Origin of the sequence: Colwellia sp. BRX9-1 (assembly GCF_014077195.1) — a bacterium.
Lineage (GTDB): Bacteria > Pseudomonadota > Gammaproteobacteria > Enterobacterales > Alteromonadaceae > Colwellia_A.
Genome location: NZ_JACGVM010000013.1, coordinates 87,281 through 112,417 on the forward strand (window position 1 = coordinate 87,281; position 25,137 = coordinate 112,417).

22 protein-coding genes, 1 pseudogene and 1 riboswitch are annotated in these 25,137 nt (G+C 37.3%); of the genes and pseudogenes, 15 read left to right on the forward strand and 8 right to left on the reverse strand.

Going from position 1 to position 25,137, the window contains the following annotated elements; all coding sequences use genetic code 11:
- Positions 1 to 174: 174 nt before the first annotated feature.
- Complete coding sequence (locus H4J76_RS20190; protein ID WP_182230785.1) at positions 175 to 1,029, forward strand: GGDEF domain-containing protein; 855 nt, start codon at positions 175 to 177, stop codon at positions 1,027 to 1,029.
- Positions 1,030 to 1,444: 415 nt separating this feature from the next.
- Here the strand turns inward: H4J76_RS20190 and H4J76_RS13000 are convergent, their stop codons facing one another.
- Positions 1,445 to 3,391, reverse strand: a complete 1,947-nt coding sequence (locus H4J76_RS13000; protein ID WP_182217374.1) for a GGDEF domain-containing protein — start codon at positions 3,389 to 3,391, stop codon at positions 1,445 to 1,447.
- A gap of 510 nt (positions 3,392 to 3,901) precedes the next feature.
- On the opposite strand from H4J76_RS13000, the gene H4J76_RS13005 reads away from it, so the two are divergent.
- From H4J76_RS13005 to H4J76_RS13025, 5 genes are all read left to right on the forward strand, one after another.
- Entirely contained in the window at positions 3,902 to 4,099 is a 198-nt protein-coding gene (locus tag H4J76_RS13005) for a hypothetical protein (protein ID WP_182217376.1), read from the forward strand.
- Between the two features lie 126 nt (positions 4,100 to 4,225).
- A complete protein-coding gene (locus H4J76_RS13010; protein WP_182217377.1) occupies positions 4,226 to 4,396 on the forward strand; it encodes a hypothetical protein in 171 nt (56 codons plus the stop codon).
- A gap of 28 nt (positions 4,397 to 4,424) precedes the next feature.
- Entirely contained in the window at positions 4,425 to 4,514 is a 90-nt protein-coding gene (locus H4J76_RS13015; protein ID WP_182217379.1) for a hypothetical protein, read from the forward strand.
- Positions 4,515 to 4,721: 207 nt separating this feature from the next.
- Positions 4,722 to 5,195, forward strand: a complete 474-nt coding sequence (locus tag H4J76_RS13020; RefSeq protein WP_070376816.1) for a Dps family protein — start codon at positions 4,722 to 4,724, stop codon at positions 5,193 to 5,195.
- Positions 5,196 to 5,429: 234 nt separating this feature from the next.
- A complete protein-coding gene (locus H4J76_RS13025) occupies positions 5,430 to 6,104 on the forward strand; it encodes a hypothetical protein (RefSeq protein WP_182222416.1) in 675 nt (224 codons plus the stop codon).
- A gap of 175 nt (positions 6,105 to 6,279) precedes the next feature.
- On the opposite strand, the gene H4J76_RS13030 is transcribed toward H4J76_RS13025, so the two are convergent.
- From H4J76_RS13030 to H4J76_RS19995, 4 genes and pseudogenes are all read right to left on the reverse strand, one after another.
- Entirely contained in the window at positions 6,280 to 7,062 is a 783-nt protein-coding gene (locus H4J76_RS13030; protein WP_182217382.1) for a S1/P1 nuclease, read from the reverse strand.
- A 188-nt stretch (positions 7,063 to 7,250) separates the two neighbouring features.
- The gene (locus H4J76_RS13035) at positions 7,251 to 9,641 is read right to left on the reverse strand and encodes an endonuclease (protein WP_182217383.1); all 2,391 of its coding nucleotides are present in this window, start codon (positions 9,639 to 9,641) and stop codon (positions 7,251 to 7,253) included.
- Positions 9,642 to 9,726: 85 nt separating this feature from the next.
- The gene (locus H4J76_RS19990) at positions 9,727 to 10,998 is read right to left on the reverse strand and encodes an alkaline phosphatase (protein ID WP_259364731.1); all 1,272 of its coding nucleotides are present in this window, start codon (positions 10,996 to 10,998) and stop codon (positions 9,727 to 9,729) included.
- Positions 10,978 to 12,165 (reverse strand): annotated as a pseudogene (locus tag H4J76_RS19995) (endonuclease/exonuclease/phosphatase family protein); the annotation flags it as partial. The gene H4J76_RS19990 and the pseudogene H4J76_RS19995, both read right to left, overlap by 21 nt.
- 225 nt (positions 12,166 to 12,390) lie before the next feature.
- On the opposite strand from H4J76_RS19995, the gene add reads away from it, so the two are divergent.
- From add to pgi, 4 genes are all read left to right on the forward strand, one after another.
- On the forward strand, positions 12,391 to 13,392 hold the full coding sequence (gene add / locus H4J76_RS13045; protein WP_182217387.1) for an adenosine deaminase: 1,002 nt from the start codon (positions 12,391 to 12,393) through the stop codon (positions 13,390 to 13,392).
- Between the two features lie 515 nt (positions 13,393 to 13,907).
- A complete protein-coding gene (locus H4J76_RS13050) occupies positions 13,908 to 15,128 on the forward strand; it encodes a NupC/NupG family nucleoside CNT transporter (protein ID WP_070376818.1) in 1,221 nt (406 codons plus the stop codon).
- Positions 15,129 to 15,192: 64 nt separating this feature from the next.
- Positions 15,193 to 16,155, forward strand: coding sequence for a transaldolase (gene tal, locus H4J76_RS13055; RefSeq protein ID WP_070376819.1), 963 nt, complete (start codon positions 15,193 to 15,195; stop codon positions 16,153 to 16,155).
- 62 nt (positions 16,156 to 16,217) lie between these two features.
- Positions 16,218 to 17,870, forward strand: coding sequence for a glucose-6-phosphate isomerase (pgi, locus tag H4J76_RS13060; RefSeq protein WP_182217389.1), 1,653 nt, complete (start codon positions 16,218 to 16,220; stop codon positions 17,868 to 17,870).
- A gap of 210 nt (positions 17,871 to 18,080) precedes the next feature.
- Here pgi and H4J76_RS13065 read toward each other — a convergent pair whose 3' ends face one another.
- Both H4J76_RS13065 and deoA read right to left on the reverse strand, forming a co-directional pair.
- Positions 18,081 to 19,292 carry a phosphopentomutase gene (locus tag H4J76_RS13065; protein WP_182217390.1) on the reverse strand — a complete coding sequence of 404 codons (1,212 nt, stop codon included), beginning with the start codon at positions 19,290 to 19,292 and terminating at the stop codon, positions 18,081 to 18,083.
- Positions 19,293 to 19,394: 102 nt separating this feature from the next.
- On the reverse strand, positions 19,395 to 20,711 hold the full coding sequence (gene deoA, locus H4J76_RS13070; protein ID WP_182217392.1) for a thymidine phosphorylase: 1,317 nt from the start codon (positions 20,709 to 20,711) through the stop codon (positions 19,395 to 19,397).
- 271 nt (positions 20,712 to 20,982) lie between these two features.
- Between deoA and H4J76_RS13075 the strand changes: the two genes are divergently transcribed.
- Positions 20,983 to 21,603: a hypothetical protein gene (locus tag H4J76_RS13075; protein WP_182217394.1), complete on the forward strand. Its 621-nt coding sequence runs from the start codon at positions 20,983 to 20,985 to the stop codon at positions 21,601 to 21,603.
- A gap of 104 nt (positions 21,604 to 21,707) precedes the next feature.
- On the opposite strand, the gene H4J76_RS13080 is transcribed toward H4J76_RS13075, so the two are convergent.
- Positions 21,708 to 21,887, reverse strand: coding sequence for a DUF6435 family protein (locus H4J76_RS13080; RefSeq protein ID WP_182217396.1), 180 nt, complete (start codon positions 21,885 to 21,887; stop codon positions 21,708 to 21,710).
- Between the two features lie 138 nt (positions 21,888 to 22,025).
- On the opposite strand from H4J76_RS13080, the gene H4J76_RS13085 reads away from it, so the two are divergent.
- The 4 genes from H4J76_RS13085 (at position 22,026) to lysC (ending at position 25,104) form a co-directional block, all read left to right on the forward strand.
- Positions 22,026 to 22,433, forward strand: a complete 408-nt coding sequence (locus H4J76_RS13085; RefSeq protein ID WP_182217398.1) for a hypothetical protein — start codon at positions 22,026 to 22,028, stop codon at positions 22,431 to 22,433.
- 90 nt (positions 22,434 to 22,523) lie between these two features.
- On the forward strand, positions 22,524 to 22,808 hold the full coding sequence (locus H4J76_RS13090) for a hypothetical protein (protein WP_070376826.1): 285 nt from the start codon (positions 22,524 to 22,526) through the stop codon (positions 22,806 to 22,808).
- 60 nt (positions 22,809 to 22,868) lie between these two features.
- Positions 22,869 to 23,276: a GNAT family N-acetyltransferase gene (locus H4J76_RS13095; RefSeq protein WP_182217399.1), complete on the forward strand. Its 408-nt coding sequence runs from the start codon at positions 22,869 to 22,871 to the stop codon at positions 23,274 to 23,276.
- A gap of 165 nt (positions 23,277 to 23,441) precedes the next feature.
- Positions 23,442 to 23,640, forward strand: a riboswitch (Lysine riboswitch).
- Positions 23,641 to 23,751: 111 nt separating this feature from the next.
- Complete coding sequence (gene lysC, locus H4J76_RS13100) at positions 23,752 to 25,104, forward strand: lysine-sensitive aspartokinase 3 (protein ID WP_182172353.1); 1,353 nt, start codon at positions 23,752 to 23,754, stop codon at positions 25,102 to 25,104.
- The last annotated feature ends 33 nt before the right edge of the window (positions 25,105 to 25,137 follow it).

The window sequence follows — 25,137 nt, forward strand, 5'->3', positions numbered from 1 at the left end:
TTAGTGGTTAAGTCGCCATTAGAGTTACGAGCGAGATAACAAAATGGACAGGCTTTATTCCTGCAGATTTTCAATTAATAATCTTCAGGTCGATACCTTTATAAAAGGATTAATATTTATGATTTTACTGATATTGAGAAGGTTGGTGACCACTTGTTTAATTTAAGTCATCGAGTGAATAAACCAATTTCGTTGTCTAGAAGTTTTCTAGATGTGATGCCGATACCCGTAGCAATATTTGATGTTGATGGTAAGTTGCTCCATGTGAACATTCAATTTTCACTATGGTTTACTCCTAACGCCGCCGAACTTAAAACCCTTAAGCAGGTATCAATGTTAATCAATGAGTTAATGTCTAATGAGCTGCAATTAATATTGTCAGATGTTATGACAAATAATCAAAGACGATACATCAGAGAAATAGCGATTAGAACTAACATTAAAGGCCACAAAACCTGTAAAACATCTTTTACCAATATTAGGTGTAATGATAAAAGTAATGGTGTGATTATGTTTTTTGAAGATAAAGACCGCGAAACTGAAAATATGGCACTTTATAAGGAGCAAGCTCAATTAGACCAACTTACAGATACCCTAAATAGGTTTGGCTTCTATGAGGCATTCAATAGGGTAACTCATCAATGTCTTAATCATAAATTTCTCTATGCGGTTATGATTGCTGACATCGATAAATTAAAATTATTGAATGATGTTAACGGTCATCAATATGGCGATATGGTGATAAAAAATACGGCGAAAGGGCTGTTAAAAGAACTGAGGACAGAAGACATTTTGGCACGATGGGGGGGTGACGAATTTATCATTGTCTTGACTAATATATTTTCTGAAAATCATGTGACCAAACTTTCTGAACGACTAGCGAAAGGGGTTGATGAGTATAGTTTGGCGAAAAACACACCTACTTCAATTTCTTATGGTCTCGCTGTCTGGAAAACACATGGCGAATCACTAGATGATTTAATTGGTCACGCTGACCGCATGATGTATCAGCAAAAACAGCTTAAATAACGAGGATAAATTATTGTTGTTATGAACGCTTTAAACCTTACTCTATATTTTTACTAAAATCGGTGATGAATCCCTTGCCTGTAAAGGACTTTTATAACCGTAAATTTGAAAAATTAATATTTAATCTTAATTGAAATTATCGAAAACAGACATTTAATTCACATTTTTGTGTAGTAAACTTTTATTAGATTTAAGGCGGTTTGGAGCAAATAACGCCATAGAGTCCTTGATTTTTTCAGTGCGTTAAATTTAAGTTAGCAAAATTTCAATCTTAAGATCTGACATGATTTTTAAGATGCAGTGACTCTATCAGTGGTTATGATACTACAGACGTTGGAAACAGAGCCTGAGTCGAGTTAACTTTCAGTAAAAAAATTTATGAAACTAAAAAATTAGCTTTATAATAACTGATATTTTAAACCATAACAGCTTGGTTTCTTCCATTCTTTTTTGCTTTGTAAAGCGCAGAGTCTACCCTATCAAGTATTTCAGGCCATTCATTACTATTTATATTGCATGTTGAAACAGTCGTTGCACCAGCAGATATAGTAATATTCAAATCGCCCATGGTAGTTTTAATTGTTTCATTGGATATTGTTTGAATTATTCTATTAACCATCGAAAGTTCATTAACTTGCTGCTTCTTTTCTATAACTAAAACGAACTCTTCTCCACCCCAACGTACTAAAATATCGCTTTCTCTAATTTTAGTGCTTAATAACTTAGCAATTATAACGAGTACTTCATCCCCGACACCATGCCCATATGTGTCGTTGACTTGTTTAAAGTGATCTATATCGATGATAACAATGCAGTAATCTGTTTCTTCTTTGCTAGATTTAGCATCAAATACTTTTATATATTCAGTAAGTGCACGCCTATTACCCAATTTGGTTAACGGATCGATTAAGCTACTCTCTAGTAGTTTAGTATTTGATTTTTCTAGTTTGTTTTTATATTTCCAGATTGAAAAATAACGACTAACTAAGACGAATAAAACAATAACGCTAAAAATTGACACTAGAATTAATAGTTTATTAGAAAGCGTTCTTTCACTTAACTTAGATGATTGTAAATCGTTATTAATTTGTAGCAAGGTTATTTGTTTATCTTTTAACTTAGCTTCGTAGCTTTCATTAATCTCAGCGACTTCTTTTACACGTTCATTAAACATTAATTCAACATGTTTTTCATAATAACTTCTGAGTTGAATTAATGCCTTTTGATAGTCACCTGAACGTTCATAAGCGATACTTAAGCTTAGTTGTTGTTGAATCATGGCTTTAATATTGTTTTGTTTTTCAAAACTGTCTTTAGCATCAATCAGTAACTCAATGGCACTAGAATAATGCCCTAACTCTATTTCAATATGCCCTAAGTTAGAACGACAATGATGTAAAACCGAAGTTACACCGTATTTAATAGAATCATCGATACATTCTTGAACTTCTTTTTTTGCTTCGTTAATATTTTTGGTCTGTAATAATACACCTGAAAGGTTATTTTTTACGTTTAAAATCAAATTAATTGATCCGGACTTTATTGCACTCTCTTTGGCAAGATAAAGTGTGCTAGTTGCTTCGTCGATTTTGCCAATATTTCTCAAGAAGAGTGCCTTCATTATCAGTAGAGAAGTTTTCAGCTGTATATTATCTATTTTTTGGTCATCATATAACTGAAAAGCTAACTCATTAATTTGCAAACCTTTAGTAAAGTCTTCAATTTCCAAATAGATAATAGACATATTGGAGTAGATTTTTACCGTCCAGTCTTCGTTAGGGTATTGAGTTAAAGCATCGAACGCCAAATAATAATCTTTTAATGCACCGCTGTTATCACCGCTGCTTTGTTTATAAATCGCTCGTAAGTTATAGAGCCTACCAACTAAGTGGTTGAAATTTATATTTATTGCGGCTTGTAGTGTATTCTCAATAATATTATAAACAGAATTGGTGTTTCCATCTCGGCTTAAGTCAATATTAGCTTTTTGATAATTTGCTTCTAACATCAGCCAATCTATATTTTTTTCCTCTGCATATTTAGTTAGTTCTTCAACGGCGATATTTTCTTCTTGAGGGGAAGACATCGCCCTCTGAATTTGGATTTTTAAAATATAATATTTAGCATTTATAATGGGAGTATTTTCCCAAGTTTCTGATGCTTTTAATAGCTCTAATTGCTCTAATGTTTTTTTTGGGTTTATCGCATATTTACTTTCCGCTTTTAATAGTAGCCGACCTAGTTGACTCTTGTGTAGTGAGACAAAAGGTTGGATTTCTTCCATCGAAGCAAATGCTCGTAGTGAAAGAGCAAAAATTGATAAAAGTACAAAATTGACCAGCAGTTTTTTTAGCTTATACATTTTCCGATACGCCACAAGTAGTCCTTGTAATGTAGATGCAACCAAGGCAGCTAATAATACCCATGAATAATTTTTTTCAATATACCTAAACATCGAAAAAATTTCAGCATTAAAATTAGATAAATAAAGTGTAGTTGATTAATGTTCGCGAATCACCGTTTTGTTAAATTTAGATTTTACACTCCTAAATATAGGAGTTATAAGAAAATATGCAAAAGTAGAGTAACTCTTTTAATTCTTAATATAATTAGATATTCATGAATTTATTCGTGGGTAGGATGTATCAGGTTTCTGAACTCAGTCCGTTATATAGTAATCTATAATATCTGCTTTTTTATATTTGTTAACTTTCACTGTGTGGCAAAAATAGGCGGTTAGCTCTAACTCATAAAAGGGGAGGTCTACCTAGATTTAATATTCTAGATTCATTTGGAACTTGAATATTCCAATGGTAAAAATTGACAAAATTTAATGCCTATTGATATTACACTGAACAAAGGGCTTGTATCTATGGTGAGTATATTAGGTTTTAACATTATTGACGAAGGAGTCGAAACTGAGCAACAGGGACAGCCCTGCAAACAACTTAATATTGGACGGGTACAAGGTTGCTACTATTCTCGCCCTAAACCTCAGCATGATATTGAAATTACTTACCTTCAAACATTAGATTTTTTTGTAAAAGGAACTCAAAAATATATGCAATGATTCAAAAGCTAGCTAAACAAATTTTTCACTACGAGGTAGTCTTAAAGTCAGGTACTGCGGACATTCAGGCTTTTGTACAAAAAATACAGGCAGATCATTAGAAAATATTTTCTAAAAGGCCTAACCTTGCAGATACCTACCCAGGTATTAATGGTATTGGCGTCATTTATTATGTACCAAAATAAAGTTAATTATTTTATCGAACAACAACGAATGTATAGAGCTAATTTTAATCCTAACTCTCAAAATAATGGAGATGAATATTGGGCAATTACCTATATAGATAGAGCCACTTAAAGGTAATGAAAAAGCGGTAGGATTAGACATGGTATTTGAAGAGAATCTGTTTAGTGCCGCCAAAAAAGCAAAAGATAGTGCAACAACACAAATTACTGCGCCTATAGCACGGGTTTAAGATGCAATAAAACACTTGGTTTATAGGCAAGGGTGATTTGTGTTATGATATGAATTGCTTTAGAAATCAAAGCAGAGTAATTATCTAAATTGCTCAAACAAACGCAAACAGTTGACTGGCGTTTGAAGTTTTCAATTTTAGTCAACAATTTATCGTTCGTTCGATAGGCGTTATACATTTATCAAATTCTAAAAATTAGGGAATTACATGACTGATATAGATATTGGCATAAATAAAGAAAATAGAACGGAAATATCAGACGGTTTAAAACGACTTTTAGCCGACTCTTATACGCTATATTTGCAAACACATAATTTTCATTGGAATGTAACCGGTTTACAATTTCGTGAGTTACATTTGATGTTTGAAGAACATTATACCGAATTAGCAATTGCTGTTGATGACATCGCTGAACGTATTAGAACCCTAGATGTACCTGCACCAGGAACCTATAAAGAGTTTTCAAAATTAAGCTCTATTAAAGAGGTTGACGGTGTACCAAGTTCTGCACAGATGGTTGAGTTACTTACCAAAGGGCACGAACAAGTCATTAAAACATCGCGTGAAGTTTTAAAAATTGCACAAGCTGCTGATGATGAGTCAACCGCTTCGTTAGTGTCTGATCGTATGCGTATACACGAGAAAACAGCGTGGATGTTAAGAGCGACTAAAGAATCATAATAAGTTAATTAAACGGAAAATAACGGTTGGATATCGCACCCCCCTTATTTTCCGTTTTTAGCGCCTACCTTACAAAATACTCCGACTAGCCCTTAAAAATACTCTATAAATAACGTTTCTAATCGTCCCAGTAGCTTATTTGATGGCTTGCACCCATAAGCTTTTCAAATTAATCTAGCACCCTAACTTACATTATTGGAGAGATTTGTTATTAGTGAACTCAGCTCCTTAGACTTGATACAGTCTAAACAATGGTTGTCAGCTTGGCAAAGAAACGCACTTAGCGAAATTATCAAAGTTAGTTTTGCTGATATAGATGCAGAAGATTATCTGCTAAAATATTTTGATAGCCCTGAGCCCAACCAGAGGAAACTGCGTCTTTACTTCAATAATGAGCAAATCGTAGGCTATTGCTTACTCACCTTCACAGACAGTGCAAATTATACGGTAATTAAGGCTTCTGCTGCATTTCTTCCACAATATCGAAAGGGGAGTAATACTTTTTTATTTTCAATTAAAGAGAGCTTTGAAAGCTGGTTGCAAAGACCCTGGCGCAAACACTATTATGCCGATACTATGCTCAGCCCTGCTATGTATCGAGCAATTGCCAAGAATACCGCCATTGTTTGGCCACATTTTGGGCAATCTGCACCCAAGGAATTGTTTACGCGTTTTAATCCAAACGGAAAAAACAGTAATGAAAATCAGTTGCGTTGTTTAGTTTCAGTCAATCGAAGCAGTAATTATAGCGAGCAGGAGTTGGAAATGTTGCGCTGTAGCGACAAAGCAGAAATTCAATATTATTGTCAGCTCAACCCTGACTTTGATCAAGGGATAGCGCTCTTTGTTATTATTCCAATAAATTTACAGCAGTTCGTGCAGACGACAATTAAATATCTAATGAAGTAAAATCGTATGCGCCAACAAAATAGTAGCGATTGAATAAATTAAGAATTTTGAGATAAAACCATGAATAAACAAGGGTAATATAGCCTAAATAATGATTTTACTCATTTAGTTGAGGCGTTTTACTGAACTGAAAGAGCCCAGGTATTAACTGGGCTTTTATGTGAATAACGATTATTTATTCTTTAAAAATATCGTTTAACATTCCAGCAAGACGGAAGCCTGCTTTGGCTATTTGCTCATTTAATATCGGAGTGTTTTTATACGCATACTGGTAACTTAATTCTTTATCTTCAGGGAAGTCATAGACTGTTTCTCTGTTCGATTTAGATTCTTTAGCCCAATCAAGATAAACGGTATCTTGCCATAGGTTAATGGTGTCAGGCGTTTGATTATTTAAAAAGTTAGCATATTCGGTATAAGAAAGCTTTTGATGCTCAATTATTGACGAATCCCACACAGCATGAAGTTTTGTTGGTTTTCCAAACCATTTTACGGTTATTTTATTACCGCCAAGGTCATCTCTGCGTCCAACATGAAGCGGTTGGTGAATATCGCCAACAAAGTGAATATAGAAAGCTAGTGCTTGCCATTTCTCTTCTTTGGTGATTTTTTTATCGCGAAGTTTTTTTTCAAAATCAGCTAAAGCTTTTAATATGTCGCCATCTTCATTTCTTTTTAGCCCCTTAAATACTTCGTCATCATCAATAGAAATATAATGCCAAGGCTTAGCATAATCCCATTTTTTATCTGAACGTATGTTATCAGGCCAATTAGCCATTTGAGCTAATGGTGCACCATCGGTTAGCTGCATTAGCGCCTTTTTGGCCGAAGGTTCTAAGTTATCTTCTGCTATTTTGGCAACCATACGATGCCCATTAGGGCCAAGTGCTAATGCTGATTTAATCGGCAAGTGTGCGAGTGTAATGACCATAACAGCCATCAAACTTTTATTTATCATCTACATAATCCTTGTTTTAGTGTTTTCTTATCTGCAGTAAACTATTTTATATCTAAGTATGAGTAAGCTTGGTAGAGCAGTAAAGAACTTTATTACTTGGAGAGGTTTTGCTGGCAGTTGCGAGATGCGAGTTGCATTAATTTATCATTAATGCAACTCATTCTGCTAACAAGAAGGTGAGTTGTAACCTACTTATTAAGTCTTCTTAACGATAATAGAGCAAGTCCTGTAAGTAAAAAGTAAAAAGTACCACCACTGGTGTCTTCCTTTGTTATTACTTCAGCGGCGACATTAATAGTAACAGCGGCTGAACTTGTTTTACCTTGATCATCAGTAACAGTCACGTTAAATATTAGGCTTTCATCTTTACCAACTTTCGGTGCAACAAAAGTAATGGTAGCTGTGTCATAAACAGCAATATCAGCAACTTTACCGCTAGTTTGTGTCCAAACATAGCTAGCAATACTGCCATCACTATCTGCAGCCGTTGCGGTTAGTGTTACGTTAGCAGCTGAAGCAACTGATTGTTCATCACCAGCTGAAACGGTTGGTGCTGCATTAGCATCACCACCATCACTAGCAGCACCACAAGCTGAAGCATAAAGACTATCGACCCATTCAGGGTGATCGATAAAAGGATTACGGTTGCCTTGAAACTCATAGATAGTGTGGTTACGGTTTATTTCAAAGGTATCTATGGGGTCTTGTGAATGCCAGTCAAACAAGGTACACAATTTACCTAGTTTGCCAGTACCATCACTCAATTTGCTCGTTGCTGTACCAACAGTATCAACTAAGATTAAATCAGGCATGGTACTTTCTGTACCTGCATCGTAACGTACATCCATATAAAACATCATACGGGCAACATCACCTTTAACGTCATCTCTTGGTTCCCAAGTATCTGCTGTGCTTCTGTTTTCAGGCGCTTCAGTATTAGCGGTACCACCAATATCAAAATCACGATTACCACGGTCACTATTCATCGATATATCAGTAGGGCGCAAATGATGAATATCGGTATAACCTAATTGGTTAGTCTCTGGAAAACCATGTGATTTAGCCCATGTATGCTCTCGATTCCAAAAATCCTGGTTACTTGAAGCAGAACCACTACCGTTATCTGCTTTGGCAATTGAACGTCCAGAATAGAGTAAAATTATGTTATCAGCATTTGTAGCATCTTCATCGGTACTGGTTAGCGCGGTCCATACTTCTGAGTAGGTTAGCTGTTTATGATTAACACTGATGTCCGCTGTGATTGCTGCACGTAAATCGGCGGTTTCTGCAGCGTTTGCTTGGCTATAATAAGTGGCTTCGACATAAGTCGTTCGGTCAGCTATTTTTGCTAAATCAGGGCAGTTTGTACAAATTCCTGTAGCAGGTGTTGATCCATCACCAGTAGGCGTTCCAGCAGTAGGTAAAGCTTGTGAACCATCACAAGTTACTTCGCCACTACAGCCTAAACCATCAGCAGTATCTTTAGCAAAAGTAGCCCATTGTGTTGCTGGGTCAAAAGCATCATCAGCAGTGGCATCACCTTCGGTAACCGAGTTTAGGCGACGTAAGGTATGATCTTTTGTTGAAAAATCACCGGTACCCCAATTGCTACCTGGGTCAACACCAAATTGGCCAAAGCTATCAACAATACCGGTATTGTTAATAAGTAAAATAGCATCATCACCATTAAAGTAAGTTACGCTTGTGTCTTCAATACCTTGAGGAGCATCAAATTTAAATAGCTCAGTTGCCGCCTGATTATAAACAACAATACTAGAGCCAGGTACAAGTAAACCTTGCAATAATAGCTCATTTGGTGAATCTGTCTTGCCATTTGCATAAAGCTCTAGTTTATAACCATCTACCGCTAAATCTACATCTGCAGTACCTAAGTTAGATATTTCAATGGCTTTATTACTGCCACCGCCTTCAACATACTCAGTGATAATAACAATGCCTTGGCCAGTGGATGCGCCGCCTTCAGTCGGTAAGGGTTGATTGCCATCACAGGCTGCTATACCAGAACATCCTAAACCGTCTGAGGTGTCTTTTGGAAAGGTTGCCCATTGTGTCGCGGGGTCAAAAGCATCGTCAGAGGTAGTATCACCTTCAGTGACTGATGTTAAGCGGCGTAAAGTATGATCTTTAGTAGAAAAATCACCTTCACCCCAGTTACTGCCTGGGTCTGTTCCTAATTGTCCAAAACTGTCAACAACGCCATTAGCGTTTGAAAGTAATAGGGCATCATCACCATTAAAGTAAGTGGCACTTGAATCTTCAAGGCCTTGAGGAGCATCAAATTTAAATTCGGCAGTGGCATCCTTGTTATAAACAACAATGCTCGAGCCTGGCACTAATACGCCTTGCAATGATATACCGTTAGTTGTTTCTGTTTTACCGTTAGAATAAAGGTCGAGTTTATAACCTTCCGCGGCTAAGTCGACATTTTCGCTGCCAAGATTAGAAATCTCAATGGCTTTATTACTACCTCCACCTTCAATATATTCAGTGATCACAACATTAGCATGACTAGAAAGCACGCTAAGGCCGAGTACCGCTGTTAACATTTGTATTTTCATAATTTTCCTTTAGGTTGTTTGCTCAATGGTATTGAGTCTCTTCGTTAGTATTATTCAGTCATTAATGACCATTAGTGAATCTTAGTTAATTGCCTTCAAGCACCAAAAATAGCTGCTTAGCTATGTCGGTATTAGTTTGATGACGGTTTAAGGCTTTAGCACCATTCCCGGTGGCAAAGACTTGTACGTCAATACCGGTATGGCCACTAGAAGTCCAACCGGTATTAGTTCTTGCATCAATTAATAATTTAATTTGCTCATAGATAGATTTTTCATCGCTGCACCCAATAAACAAATTAGCTTCTTGGTCGGTAATAATAAAGCCGAGTGCGTCTGTTAATTGCTGAGCAGAAATAGCTGTGTTTTGATGCGCTAATTTTGTTGCAATACTTTTAGGTGATACGGATAGGTTTTTTAAAAATTCAGGCTGCCAACGATAATCGCCATTAGCACCAAGGGTTAAGCCACCAGTACTATGATCTGCCGTGGCAACTAATAAGGTGTCATGACGATTTTCTACATAGTTATTCAACCAAGTAAGTGTTTCGGCTAAATCTTGCATTTCAGCCATAGCAGCAGCAATATCATTACTATGACCCGCCCAGTCTATTTGACTTGCTTCAACAAGTAGTACATAACCTTGATTATTTTCTAAATGTCGTACACCAGCTTTAGCCATTGCCAGTAGATGGTTTTCATTTTTATTGTCAAGTGTCCAAGGTAGTCCGACTTCAGCAAATAAACCCAATACCGATTGTTGTTTATTAAGCGAAGTAAGTTTTGATAAGTCATCAATATATTGAAAACCTGCCTGCTTGAATTCGCTGACTAAGTCTCTGTCTGGGCGAATAAAATATTTGCTACCACCGCCGAGCATTAAATCAGCCTTAAAGTGACCGTTAATTTTTTCGTCAAAGTAACTGTCAGCGATTTCATTATAATTTTTGCGACTTTCATTGTGAGAAAAATAAGCAGCAGGAGTTGCATGGTTGATTTGGGAGGTAACCACTAAGCCCGTTTTCTTGCCTAATTGTTTTGCTCGCTCCATTAGCGTTAATAATGGTTTTTTATTTACATCAACGCCAATCGCACCATTATAGGTTTTATAACCGGTAGATAATGCAGTAGCGGCTGCGGCAGAATCGGTAACGTAACCTTGGCTATTAACCGGATAAGTACTGGCCATGCCTGTTAGCAGTTCATCAAAAATAGTTGTTTCTACCCGTGGCGTATTTATATTATCCATATAATAACGATAACCCGTGGTATAAGCGGGTCCCATTCCATCGCCAATAACCATGATAATATTTTTAGCCTGCTTATCTTTGGCTGTTAAAGTTAAATCAGCCCAAACCAAACGATGATCAGATGAAGCGGAGCGGGTTTCAATTAAGCGATAGAGTGGGCTGTCTTTCTTTGGCCAAAAAACACCATTATTTTGTAGGTTAATACCAAGGCGAGAAGGTAAAACATAGTCTGCTTGCATACCCCAACCAGCGGTATGATTAGCAGCAAAAGGGCTGTTACTGTTTTTTATCCCAGCGACACTAGCAGGTGTCATATCATTGTTAATATAAGGACTAGCTAAAAGGTTACTAATACCTTCTTTACGGGCAGCACCTTCATCTTTAGAGGCGTTTTGATCACCCAAAATAACAAAGCGGCTATCTAATGTTAAGCCACCTTTACCACCTTGGTCATCGTAAATATAATTGCCTTTGTTGGGGGTAATATAATCTTGCCAAAAGCGTATTTCGTCATGGTTTCTAGCACCATTACGGTCTTCTTCACCGTCGAACACCGGTGGTGTAGGGTGGCTTGCTAGTATATGAACAAGTTTACCTTGGACATTAATCGGAATATCCCAGTGCGATTTAGACGATAAACGCAGCATTTGCCATTCTTGTTCGTTATACCAGTGTTCTTTCGTACTTGGATTGATTGGCACTATGGCATTGGGCATATCTTTCCAAAGGAAATGTTGGAAAGTTCTAATATTATCCTCAACAATTGGATATTTAGATAGCACCAACATACCAAAATGACCTGGGAAGTGGCCATAACCTTGAGCGTCGCCAAGGTTATTAGTTTTTTTACCGTTATTGTCCAAATCAAAAGGTGTGCTTACACCAGTATTTACCGGTGCAAAATAATAATAAGGGTAATCAATGGCGGCGATTCCCTGTTGTGATTTACCTAAATATTGCTTTAAAAATATTTCAACGCCTTGTTTTGGGTCGGCAATATAGTCAAATTCATTAAGGAGAATAATATCAGGGCGGTTACGTTGAATAATTTCAGCAATATTCTTAATTTGTTGACGATCGTCTTTAAGAGCAGCGATAAGTTCAACACCTGACCCTATTTTATTGTTAGGTAGGTAATTAGTTGCGTCCATGCTGACATTAAATGTTGCTACTCTAATGTGAGGTTGTTGGTCTATTGCAGGTTGAATAACGGATGCTTGAGTGACAAAAACAGCTAATAAAAGCGGTAAAGCTAGCTGAATAAAATTAATTTTCAGCGGTTTATAGGTCTTTTTATGTTTAATTTTAGTCAGTAATTGTATTTTAAATTTCATATATTTATCACAATTTCATGTACTTATATTAGTAGGTGAATAAGTCATTAATCAAACATAACTTGTCACTTGTGTCAGGTTATGTTTAGAATGTAAAATAAATTAACCATATGGTCAAGTTTTCTTTGTCCATGAGTATAAACAGATAAAATGTTAAGGAATAGTAGAATGTTTAGAGATATTCCCTTTATTGATTTACACCGCCATTTAGACGGCAATATAAGAGCAAAAACAATTCTGGCATTAGGACAACAGCATGGTATCGAATTACCCGCAGATAATTTGACTGATTTATTACAGCATGTACAAATTCAAGGTAAAGAAAGTAACTTAGTCTCTTTTTTACAAAAACTTGATTATGGCGTTAGCGTGTTAGCTAATTTAGAGGCATGTAAACGTATCGCTTATGAAAACGTTGAAGACGCTTTTTTGCAAGGGCTTGATTATGCTGAATTAAGATTCTCTCCTTATTATATGGCTATGGAACATAAGCTCAATGTCACCGACGTGGTTGCTGCAGTGGTCGACGGCGTAAAGTTAGCGCAAAAAGATTTTCCTGTCCAAATTAACCTTATTGGTATTTTAAGTCGTACCTTTGGTGTTAATGCCTGTTTTGAGGAGTTACATGCCTTACTTGCACACAAAAATGAACTTGTCGCGGTCGATTTGGCTGGAGATGAGTTAGGCAAGCCAGGCCAACTCTTTGTTGAACACTTTGCTTTGGTTAATAAAGCCGGCTTACAGGTGACTATTCATGCCGGTGAAGCGGATGGAGCATCGAGTATCTATCAGGCTATCAATGAATTACATGCAACCCGCATTGGCCATGGTACTCACGCTGTGGGTGATGAAAAATTAATGGATTATATGTATCAGCATAATATCGCCATTGAATCATGTTTAACGTCAAATTATCAAACAGGGACAGTCAAAAATATCAGTCAGCATCCCGTTAAAACATTTCTTGATAGAGGTTTACTTGTTTGCCTCAACAGTGACGATCCTGCTGTGCAGGGGTGTGACATAAAATATGAATATCAGCATGCGGCACTTGAAGCGGGGCTTAGTCAAGCGCAGTGTCGTACATTACAAGATAACGCGTTAAAAATGGCTTTCTTATCTGACCATGAAAAGCGAGTCTTAAGACAGACAGCAATGAAGAGGGGTTGAGAAGTGTCATAACATAAACGCTAATATTACTGTGTTTATTTGTTGGAGTTGGCTGTGCTAAAGCCTTTAGCAATCTAACTTTGACCAACTAGGTATGACTTATCGCAGATAGTGCAGCAGTCTTACTAACAATCATAAGTAGTTGATATAGTGATTTAAGTTATCTTAATTGCCGTCAATAGCACTATAAAAATTAATTTTTTTTGGTAAATAACAGCAATACATTAAAATTTTAACCTCGTTGTTATGACCTGTCTATAGATTCAATTTATCAACTAAATTGCTAGTGGGATCATCATTAATATTATCGATAATTATTGCTGTTGTAGTATCCGAGTAATTGGTGGTTATTCGATAATATCCTATTGACCTAAGTAGAATCTTAGTTTAGATTAAAAACCTGACTATATAGTCAGGTTTTTAATATCAATACTCAAAATAAATAAAATGCTGTATTTGGTCTTAGTCTCCATTGTCATCAAAATAATAATAAAATCAAAATAACAGGGAATAACATGGATACGAATATACTACGCAGCATTTTGGGGATTTTTGTCCTTTTAGCTATTGCCTATTTCGCCTCGTCAGATAGAAAGAACATTAATTGGCGAACGATTATTGGTGCACTAGTGTTACAAATATCTCTGGGTGCTTTTGTGTTATATATCCCCGCAGGTAAAGATATCTTGTTGAGTGTTGCTAGCGGTGTATCTAATGTTATTGGCTATGCCAATGACGGTATTAGCTTTATATTTGGCGAACAAATAGGTGAAAAAAGCTTAGGCTTTATGTTCGCTTTCCATGTCTTACCCGTCATCGTCTTTTTCTCGGCGTTGATTGCCGTGCTTTATTATATTGGTGTAATGGAGTTGGTAATTAAGTTTATTGGTGGTGGTTTGCAAAAACTTCTTAAAACCAGTCAAGCTGAATCTATGTCAGCGACCGCAAATATTTTTGTTGGTCAAACCGAAGCGCCTTTAGTGATAAAACCTTTTTTGCCTAAGATGACCCGCTCTGAACTTTTTGCGGTAATGGTGGGTGGCTTAGCATCGGTAGCAGGCTCGGTAGTCGCCGGTTACGCTGGTATTGGTATTGATTTAAAATACCTCATCGCTGCTAGCTTTATGGCTGCCCCTGGCGGCTTGCTTATGGCAAAAATGTTAGTGCCTGAAACTGAACAGCCGAACGACAATTTAGACGATATGAAAAGCGATGTTAAAGAGGCCGTTAATGTTATTGATGCAGCCGCCACCGGAGCATCTAATGGCATGATGCTCGCGCTAAATGTTGGTGCTATGTTATTAGCATTTGTTGCTCTACTGGCGATGGTAAACGGTTTGCTAGGTGGCTTTGGAGAATGGTTCGGCCTACAAAACCTAAGCTTACAACTGATTTTAGGTTATATTTTTCAACCGGTCGCTTATCTTATTGGGATCCCTTGGCATGAAGCAAACATGGCTGGGAGTTTCCTTGGTCAAAAAATTATCATCAATGAATTCGTCGCCTATCTAGATTTTATTACTGTTGCTGATCAATTAAGTGCCAGAACCCAAGCCATTATCACCTTTGCACTTTGTGGTTTTGCTAACTTATCTTCCGTGGCTATTTTATTGGGCGGCATGGGTAACATGGCACCTTCTCGTCGCCCCGATATTGCTAAGCTTGGCATGAAAGCGGTTCTCGCTGGGGCTATGGCTAACCTGATGAGCGCAACTATTGCGGGAATTTTTATCTAATTTACCTCATTAATTTAAACGAATAAACAAACGAATAAACAGAAACTTTTTAACAGGAATTATTATGCAAGCACAACTATCTCAACTAGAACAATTAAAAACCATGACAACTGTCGTTGCTGATACGGGGGATATTGAAGCCATAGCAAAATTTTCACCAATGGATGCGACGACTAATCCTTCATTATTATTAAAAGCTGCTGCTATACCTGCTTATCAAAACTTACTGACAGAAGCTGTTAATTGGGCAAAAAGTCAGACTAAAGACAAGGCCATTGAAGTCAGTCTTGCGGCTGATAAATTATCAGTATTAATTGGCTTAGAAATTTTAGCGATTGTACCCGGTCGTATTTCTACTGAAGTTGATGCACGTTTATCTTTTGATAAAGAAGCAAGTATTGTTAAGGCTCGTCAACTTATCGCTATGTATCAAGAAGCCGGTGTTGGTAAAGAACGTATTTTGATAAAAATGGCGTCAACTTGGGAAGGTATTCAAGCGGCTAAACAACTTGAGCAAGAGGGGATTCAATGTAATTTAACCTTGTTATTTAGTTTTGCTCAAGCAAAAGCTTGTGCTGAAGCACAAGTGTATTTAATTTCACCCTTTGTTGGTCGAATTCTTGATTGGCACAAAAAAGATACTGGTCGTGATAGCTATTTAGCCAATGAAGATCCTGGGGTGATTTCTGTTACAGAAATTTTTAATTATTACAAACAGCATGACTACAATACTGTGGTGATGGGCGCAAGTTTTCGTAATATCGATGAAGTTATCGCCCTTGCTGGCTGTGACAGATTAACGATCAGTCCACCATTAATGAGTGAATTATCAGATAATTATCAAGGTATAACGCAGCAATTAATGCCTGCAACTCGTGTTCAAGATAAACCCGTAGCATTAACTGAAGCTGAGTTTCGCTGGGAAATGAATCAAGATGCGATGGCAACAGAAAAACTAGCAGAAGGTATTCGTAACTTTGCCATTGACCAGTGCAAGCTCGAAGTACAACTAAGCCAATTATTTTAAGATAACTTTAGGAAACCCTTCATGCTAATGGATACTTTTAACGACACTTTAGGACAACACTCATGTTAATGGATACTTTTAACGATAAGTGGCGAGAACTTCAACAACACTTGCTTGAGATAAAAAGTAGCCATTTGCGTGACTTGTTTGCCAGTGATCCACTACGAGCAGAAAATTTATCGGTTAGTGCTTGTCGCTTAAATTTAGATTATTCAAAAAATCGTATTACTGAGAAAACGCGCGCTTTGTTAATCGAGTTAGCCGAATCAGCGCAATTAGCTGAAAAAAGAGAGGCGATGTTCGCTGGTGCGCCGATTAATAATACTGAGAACAGATCGGTATTACACACAGCTTTGCGACAACAAGACAGTACACCTGTACTTGTTGACGGTGTTGATATTATACCTCAAATCAAAGCGGTGCGCCTTAAGGTAGAAGCAGTCGTTAACCAAGTGCGTGACAAGAGATGGTTAGGTTATAGTGGTAAATCTATTACTGATGTCTTAAATCTAGGTATTGGTGGCTCTTTCTTAGGGCCTAAAATAGTGACTACTGCATTAAAACCTTATGTTGAAGGTGGGCCTAAACAGCATTTTGTGGCCAATATAGATGGAAATCATCTACATGATGTTTTAACTCATTTAAACCCTGAAACAACCTTGGTGTTGATCGCATCAAAGTCTTTTAATACTCAGGAAACTCTGACGAATGCCGAGTCTACTCGCCAATGGTTTTATGACTATGGTGTTACGTTTGAGCAGCTAAACCGACACTTTATTGCCATATCATCCAATGTAACTAAAGCGGTCGAATTTGGTATTAATGGTGACAATGTTTTTCCGATGTGGGATTGGGTTGGGGGACGATATTCATTATGGTCAGCTATTGGCATGCCTATTGCGATGGCAATAGGTAATCAAGGATTTACTGAATTACTAAAAGGTGCTGCCGATCTTGATAAGCATTTTAAAGAGGCACCGCTTGAGCAAAACTTACCGGTACTCATGGGGATGTTAGGGGTGTGGAACCATAACTTTTTTGGTTGTCAAACTCATGCTTTATTACCATACAGTCATTATTTACGTGGTTTTCCTGCGTATGTACAACAGATGGACATGGAGTCTAACGGTAAAAGCTGCCAGCTTAATAATGAAATTGTCAGCAGTACTACCGGTCCGGTTATTTGGGGCGCAGAAGGCACGAATGGTCAACATGCTTTTCATCAGTTATTACATCAAGGTACGTCAGTAGTACCGGTTGATTTTATTCAGCCATTAGTTGCTGAACATAATATGAACGGTCACCAAGATATGCTCGTTGCCAATTGTTTTGCACAAAGTAAAACGCTAATGCAAGGTAAAACACATCAACAAGCCTATGATGAACTTGTCGCTTCAGGTATGGAAGAAGCATTAGCCAAAGTGATTGCCAAACATAAAGAAATGCCAGGGAATCGACCATCGAATACCTTGACCTTTGACCGATTAACACCATACCAACTTGGGACGCTAATTGCTTTATATGAGCATAAAGTCTTTGTTCAAGGGGTTATTTGGAACTTAAATTCCTTCGACCAATGGGGGGTCGAGCTTGGGAAAATATTAGGTGATGATATATTATCTCGCATTGGACAGCCTAATAATACTGAACTTTCAGACAGTTCGACAGAATTACTCCTTGCGCAATACCGAGATGCTAATAAATCATTGATGTAACATTAGGCCTTCTTTAAATACTCAATAAAAATCAATGATTAATAACCGAGTAAGACTATGTATCAATAATAGTTTACTCGGTTTTTTTATTTAATCTGTTGATATCAGGCAGTGTTGTTAAATCTGTTGGCAAATTGAAAAGCCAATTTATTGTTAGTAAATACGTTTATCAAGGGACCAACTAGGGTCCTTGAGTTAAGGCTTCAATGATTAAAACTTTAGTTCGTCTAAAAAAGACTGACCATAATCCATTGCGTCTAAGGTAAATAAACTGGCTAAAGTTTGTCCCAAATCGGCAAAACTATTGCGTTGGCCTAAGTTTATCGAATGGATATGATTGTGATAAGCGATAACTGGCACGAATTCACGCGTATGATCATTGCCTGGCCAAGTAGGATCACAACCGTGATCAGCGGTTAATAGCAGTAAGTCATCATCAGCCATTTGATCTAAAAACTCCGCTAAACGCTCATCGAAATATTCTAACGCTTCGCCAAACCCGACAGGGTCACGTCGATGACCAAAGTCTTGATCAAAATTAACTAGATTGGTAAAAATAATACTCTTATCTGCTGCGGTTTTCATATGTGCGAGCGTTGCATCTAATAACGCAGGTAGTCCGGTTGCTTTGGTTTTGATACTAATACCCTGATGCGCAAAAATATCGGCAATTTTACCGACACTTATCACCGTACCATCGGCTTGCGTTAATTTTTCTAATACGGTGGTCGCTGGAGGTAATACTGAATAATCTCTGCGATTACCTGTTCGCTCAAAATCGGCAGGAATCTCACCAATAAAAGGGCGAGCGATCACACGTCCTATATTTAACGGATCGAGTATTACCCGCACTTGTTGACAATATTTATAAAGATTATCTAAGCCAAAGTGTTGTTCATGGGCGGCAACTTGGAAAACACTGTCGCCTGAGGTGTAACAAATAGGTAAACCTGTTTTTATATGTTGTTCGCCTAAATTAGCGATAATATCGGTACCAGAGGCATGGCAATTTCCTAACATATCAGCATAACCTGTGGCTTGGTTTATTTGTGCCATCAGTTCTGCTGAGAAGCTATTTTTCTTATCAGTAAAGTAAGTCCAATCAAATAAAACCGGCACTCCTGCCATTTCCCAGTGACCACTAGGGGTATCCTTACCAGTACTTATTTCAGCAGCGTAACCATAAGCCCCTTTCGTTGGCTTAACGGGTTCAACACAAAGCGTGCGACCTGACGCTTGTTGACAAGCCTTAACTAAGCCCAGTTTACTTAAATGAGGAAGCTTTAAAGGGCGTCCTTTAATTTCTTGAAATTTTTCAGCTAAATTTGCAAAGGTGTTGGCGTTAACATCACCAAAAGCTTCTGCATCAGGGGCATGACCTAAGCCAAAACCGTCAATGACCAAAATAATTGCTCTCGACATAATTGTTCTCATTTTATAAATTTATTTAAAGAAGGGGATAAAAAGTTAAGGCGACTTTACAGTCGCCTTAATAATGGATTCATCTCAGTTGAGTATCAATAATTAGGTAATGAGTTGATGTATCACAGGTTCAACAATAACTGGCGCTACTGAAATTTCAACCGCACTTAAGTATTGTTTAATCGCTTGAGTTGCTTGAGCGTCATCTTTGGCATGAACAATAGCAATGATGTCACCTTCAGCGACTTTCGTGCCTTTTGGCTTAATATCACTAAAGCCGACACTGTAATCTAAGCTTTGATTATGGTCGACACGACCACCACCCATTTCTACTAATGCCATACCTATAGCACGAGTATCCATAATGCCAATGTAACCAGCTTTTGAGGCGACGATGTTTTTAGTCATATTAGCTTTAGGCAGTAAACTTTCACTGTGAGTTAATAAATCAGCTGGGCCACCCATCGCGGTGATCATTTTGCCAAATATTTCAGCGGCTTTACCTGATGTTAATGCCTCTTCGGCCAACGTTGTTGCTTGTTCAATATCACGGGCTATTTTACTGGTTAATAACATTCGAGCAGCAAGGGCTATCGTGACTTCATGCAACCTTGGTTCACGATATTTTCCGGTCAAATAATCTATAGTTTCTTGTATTTCAAGCGCATTACCCACTGTGGTTCCCAGCGGTTGATTCATATCAGTGATTAATGCTTGTGTCGGTGTTCCTGCGCCATTGGCGACTGAGACAATTGAATGAGCTAATGCTTGAGCTGATTCAATATCGGCCATCATCGCGCCATTGCCTACTTTTACATCCATGACTAAAGACTCGAGGCCAGCTGCTAATTTTTTTGATAAAATAGAAGCGGTGATCAATGGGATGGATTCTACTGTGCTCGTTACGTCACGAATTGAATAAAGACGTTTGTCGGCTGGTGCTAAATCTTTGGTTTGTGAAATAATTGCTGTGCCTTGCTCTTTAACTGTTGCTTGGAACTCTGCAAGGCTAGGGCGAACATTAAAACCAGGGATGGCCTCTAATTTATCAACCGTACCACCAGTATGACCTAAACCTTGTCCTGCAATCATTGGCACATTAGCCCCACATGCCGCGACTATTGGTGCTAGCATTAAGCTTACTTTATCACCAACACCACCCGTTGAATGTTTATCTACAATGGGTTTGTTTAATTTATTATGCCAATCAACAACCGTACCCGAGTCACGCATAGCCATGGTTAGATTAACAACTTCATCGGTTGTCATGCCATTAAGCCAAATAGCCATAGCCATAGAGCCAACTTGTGCATCGGTGAAATCACCTGTTTTAAGACCGTCAACAAAGCATTGAATTTCATCTACAGTTAAAGCTTGTTTATTACGTTTTTGACGAATGATATTTTGAGGTAAGTGCATAGTGATCCCTTTAGATAATAATTGAGTTGAAAAGCATTAGGTAACAATTATGTAAACGTCCATGCTTTTTAATTTGTTAATTGGTTGCTAATAGCATAGCTATGTATTGCTTTTATTTAGTATTATAGTTGAGCCATAACTAGCTGTTTAATACATTTAATAGCCATATATTGTGTTTTCCTGACTCATGTGTCAAGATCTAATCGTGTTTTTCTGACCAATTGGTCAGATTATTATACTATGCCCGTTGTTTTACTAAAAGAGTATTGTCATGTCCCTGTTAGAAGCCTTTGGTTATGTTGCAAGTGTGCTAATTGCCTTATCGTTAATGATGTCTAATATCAAACGATTGCGTTGGATAAATTTATTTGGTGCTGCTGCCTTTAGTGTTTACGGGTACTTTATTGATGCCTACCCTGTTTTTATTTTAAACGGTTGGATAGCTTTGGTTGATGTATACTATTTAATCCGTATTTATCAAGAAAAAGATCAATTTGATTTAATTAAATTAAAATCAGTGGAATCATCTTTTTTCAACTTGTTAAAGGAACGTTACGGTAAAGATATCATTGGCTTATGTAAAAACTTTCAGTGGCAGCAACTTGATGATGCCGTGGTATTGTTATTGTTTAGGAACATGAAACCCGTAGGATTATTTGCTTATCGGGAGTTAGATGAGGACGGTAAGGTTGAAGTGCTACTCGACTATATCATTCCCGAAGACCGAGATTTTAAAGCAGCCAAATTTATGTTCTCTGCTGAAGAAAATCAACTAAGACAAGAAGGTATTAAACATTTAATCGTCGAGCCATCAGATGATGCTCATGAACTTTACTTGAGACGGGTTGGCTTTACCAAAAAGGCTGATCATTACGAATTATTAATCAATTGAGTGTACTGAAGACCGCAAGCAGATAAATACCGGGTTTAAAAGGGAAAACAATAAAATCCCGCCATCACCTTAAATGAAGTGGCGGGGTGTTCGCTATTAGCGCGTTAGTTCTTTTGTGAATTTTCTAAATCTTTAATCTGCACGGCTATTTTTTCTGCTTCAGCAGTGATCATCGAATATGACTTTATATCTCCATTTCTTTGCGAAAACATCGCTTGTTCAAGCTTAGCTTCATAGAGTTTATTTAATCTTTTTATCGGGTCTTTTTTAAATATTCCAAACATTTTATTTACCATTGAGTTGGTTACTGTTAGTTATACGTATACAAATCGATTTTAGTTTTTATTATTTACATTTTAATTAAAAACTTATTGTATCGTGCTACGTGTTGCAAAAATTTATTCTCATTATAAGAGGGAAAAATGGAAAAAAATAAATTCAGCTCAGAATGGTCCTTACTCCAAAATCAGTTTGACAGCTATGAGAAACATTCGCTTTATATAAAACTTATTGCCGTTATCGTTTTACTAATAGCCATTATATCGAATGTAATCACGATTCCTATCTTTTTAATCTTAGTCGTTTTATGGCTTCAAGATGCTGTTTGGAAGACATTTCAATCACGTATTGAGACACGGCTTTTACAGCTGGAAAAATATATTTCAGCCGACAGTAGTGAAAATGTATGTCAATTTAACTCTGAATATCATAAAGTTAGCTTATCAGGTCTTACCTTAATTAAAGAATATGCCTGTCAATCAATTAGGCCTACTGTTGCATTTCCTCATGTAGTATTGATATTCATCTTATGGGTTCAGCATGTGTTGTAGTGGGTTAGCTTATATTGATAAATCACTTATGACTTTAGATAACTATTGTTTTATTCGCGCGAATATCGCGTTATTTTTTGGATAATTATTATGAACTTAGACAAATCGACTAAACGTATTGATAAAAGAGTTAAGAAAGGATTTCAAGGCTACCCACAAATTTCATTAGCTTATTTTGGTCAGTCAGCTGATTGTGCTACTGAAGTTGTGGTTGGTTTTATTGCCGCTGAAGGTGATGCTCCACAAGAGCAAAAATTTACCAGTAAAGGTGATGCGAGAAAAGATGAAACTATTCAAACAACACTATTAAAAGTTATTGAACGTGCTGATGCAAAAACAGTGGTAGAAGTTGCGGGTGTTACCCTTATTAAATAATGTTGCTGGCTAATTACTGTCTGTTAATAGGTCAGTGAATATTGAGTTTAAAAATTAAAGATGACCATAATTTATAGATTTTCTGACGACCATATAAAGCAAGTTCACCAGCTTTATAAAAGTGTATGGTGGGGTAAAGAACGCTCACTCGAAGACACTCAAAATTGTATTCGTGGTTCTCAAATTTGTATTGGTATTCTCGATGTAGACAATGAGCTCATTGGTTTTACGCGAATTCTAAGCGACTTTATCTATAAAGCAATAATCTTTGATGTGATTGTAAGCGCCTCTCATCGCGGTAATGGTATCGGTCAGCAATTGATGAGCCTGGTTAAAAACCATGATAAATTAATCAAAGTAAAACATTTTGAATTATATTGCTTACCTGAACTGGAGAGCTTTTATAAAAATCTTGGTTTTTCAACGGATGTCGGTGGTATAAAATTAATGCGCTGCAGCAACCGTTAATTTTTATATAAAAGCCTAGCCATGCTTTAGTTGAACTATGGGTAATACTATTAAGCTATTATTTCTAAAAAAGATCGACTTAGCCTGTTGATTTATTATTACAGATAGGATTTAATCCACATGTCGGTTATTAGAATAAATACTCAAATTGTATGTTTTTAATAATCAACCAGAAGAGGAGCAGTAGCTAGGTAGATAACACGAAGAACCACCATTCTTTTGACTGTTATTGAGGGAGACTATTGCCGAGAGTAATTAGCGAGTGGCGTTATTTATTCGGTTACTAGGGCTGAATCCCTAGGATTGTCACCTCTAGTTAGTATGTTAAGTGCTAATTAGATTATGGTGGAGAGCTTCTGGCTGAAAAGTTTAGTTTATCTTACCAAGAACACTTCTTAATTCAGCCATGCTCTTCCTTGAAGTTTATAAAGTTACCCTATAATTATTACTGGGGGCTTAATTAGGGAGACCTTAGATGTCATTATTACCTTTTACTGTTGCAAAATTTGGCGGCACAAGTCTAGCTGATCATCAAGCGATGTTACGATGCGCTCAGATCATTAAAAACGATGCAAGTAACAAAGTTGTTGTCGTATCTGCAAGTTCAGGCGTTACTAATTTACTGGTTCGTTTAAGTCAAAAAGATGTATCTCAGCATGAACAATTAACAATCATTAGCAGTATTCGCGCTATCCAATTTAATATTACCCAACATTTAGCTGAAGAAACACAGCTAAACTTTCAAATTGATCAACTGCTAAATGAGTTAAGCGAGTTCTCTAACGCGCAATCACTTAATTATTGCCCACGCATAGCCGATGCAATTTTGTCATTTGGTGAACAAATGAGTTCATGTATCTTTGCACAAGTCCTTAAATCTGTTGGTGTTAATGGCGAAATGTTTGATGTTCGCCAAGTTATGAAAACCAACGCATTATACGGTAAAGCCGTTGTTAACCTTGAGATGCTCGCTAATAACGCACAGCAATTTCTTATGCCTTTGCTGGTTGATAAAGTTATCGTTACCCAAGGTTTCATTGGTCAAGACGAGGACGGTCATACGACAACCCTAGGCCGTGGTGGATCTGATTACAGTGCGGCACTTTTAGCCGAAGCGTTACATGCCGATAATCTTTCTATTTGGACTGATGTTGTCGGTATTTTTACCACAGACCCACGTATTACCGAGCATGCCCGTGCTATTAAAGAAATCAGTTTTGGCGAAGCGGCTGAAATGGCGACCTTTGGCGCAAAAATTCTTCATCCGGCAACACTCATTCCTGCGATGAGAAAGAATATTCCGGTTTTTGTTGGTTCAAGTAAGGAACCAGAGAAGGGGGGTACACGCATTCAACAGTTTGTTGAATCGAGCCCAATATACCGCTCAATAGCCTTACGTAGAGAGCAAACATTAGTAACGGTAAAGAGTCCTGCTATGCTACATGCTAGTGGTTTTCTTGCACAAGTCTTTGGTATTTTAGCCAAACATGAACTGAGTGTTGATTTAATTACCACCAGTGAAATCAGTATTGCGCTAACCTTTGATAATCCAACGGGGTCGACGCAAGCGCTTTTAAATTCAACCGTTGTTGAAGAATTAGAACAGCTTTGTGAAGTCACCGTAGAGCACGGTTTATCGTTAATAGCGGTTATAGGAAATAAAATGCATCGCAGTAATGGCGTTGGTACCAGTATTTTTGAAACTATATCAGGGATAAACGTGCGGATGATTTGTCATGGCGCCAGTGAACATAACTTATGTTTCTTAGTCGACGAGAAACAAGCAAATGAAACCGTTGAAAAGCTACACAATGCCTTATTTTCATAAGCTTTAAGCGTAATATTTCTTTGGTCAGTACAG

Bases quoted from the DNA above. Each gene is read 5' to 3' on its own strand.
- H4J76_RS13085 (WP_182217398.1), top strand. From the start codon at position 22,026: ATGGAAAAAAATAAATTCAGCTCAGAATGGTCCTTACTCCAAAATCAG.
- H4J76_RS13000 (WP_182217374.1), bottom strand. From the start codon at position 3,391: ATGTATAAGCTAAAAAAACTGCTGGTCAATTTTGTACTTTTATCAATT.
- H4J76_RS13075 (WP_182217394.1), top strand. From the start codon at position 20,983: ATGTCCCTGTTAGAAGCCTTTGGTTATGTTGCAAGTGTGCTAATTGCC.
- H4J76_RS13090 (WP_070376826.1), top strand. From the start codon at position 22,524: ATGAACTTAGACAAATCGACTAAACGTATTGATAAAAGAGTTAAGAAA.
- lysC (WP_182172353.1), top strand. From the start codon at position 23,752: ATGTCATTATTACCTTTTACTGTTGCAAAATTTGGCGGCACAAGTCTA.
- H4J76_RS13015 (WP_182217379.1), top strand. From the start codon at position 4,425: ATGGTATTTGAAGAGAATCTGTTTAGTGCCGCCAAAAAAGCAAAAGAT.
- pgi (WP_182217389.1), top strand. From the start codon at position 16,218: ATGTTAATGGATACTTTTAACGATAAGTGGCGAGAACTTCAACAACAC.
- add (WP_182217387.1), top strand. From the start codon at position 12,391: ATGTTTAGAGATATTCCCTTTATTGATTTACACCGCCATTTAGACGGC.
- H4J76_RS13030 (WP_182217382.1), bottom strand. From the start codon at position 7,062: ATGATAAATAAAAGTTTGATGGCTGTTATGGTCATTACACTCGCACAC.
- H4J76_RS13080 (WP_182217396.1), bottom strand. From the start codon at position 21,887: ATGTTTGGAATATTTAAAAAAGACCCGATAAAAAGATTAAATAAACTC.
- H4J76_RS13020 (WP_070376816.1), top strand. From the start codon at position 4,722: ATGACTGATATAGATATTGGCATAAATAAAGAAAATAGAACGGAAATA.
- H4J76_RS13065 (WP_182217390.1), bottom strand. From the start codon at position 19,292: ATGTCGAGAGCAATTATTTTGGTCATTGACGGTTTTGGCTTAGGTCAT.
- deoA (WP_182217392.1), bottom strand. From the start codon at position 20,711: ATGCACTTACCTCAAAATATCATTCGTCAAAAACGTAATAAACAAGCT.
- H4J76_RS13050 (WP_070376818.1), top strand. From the start codon at position 13,908: ATGGATACGAATATACTACGCAGCATTTTGGGGATTTTTGTCCTTTTA.
- tal (WP_070376819.1), top strand. From the start codon at position 15,193: ATGCAAGCACAACTATCTCAACTAGAACAATTAAAAACCATGACAACT.
- H4J76_RS13035 (WP_182217383.1), bottom strand. From the start codon at position 9,641: ATGAAAATACAAATGTTAACAGCGGTACTCGGCCTTAGCGTGCTTTCT.
- H4J76_RS13005 (WP_182217376.1), top strand. From the start codon at position 3,902: ATGGTGAGTATATTAGGTTTTAACATTATTGACGAAGGAGTCGAAACT.
- H4J76_RS13095 (WP_182217399.1), top strand. From the start codon at position 22,869: ATGACCATAATTTATAGATTTTCTGACGACCATATAAAGCAAGTTCAC.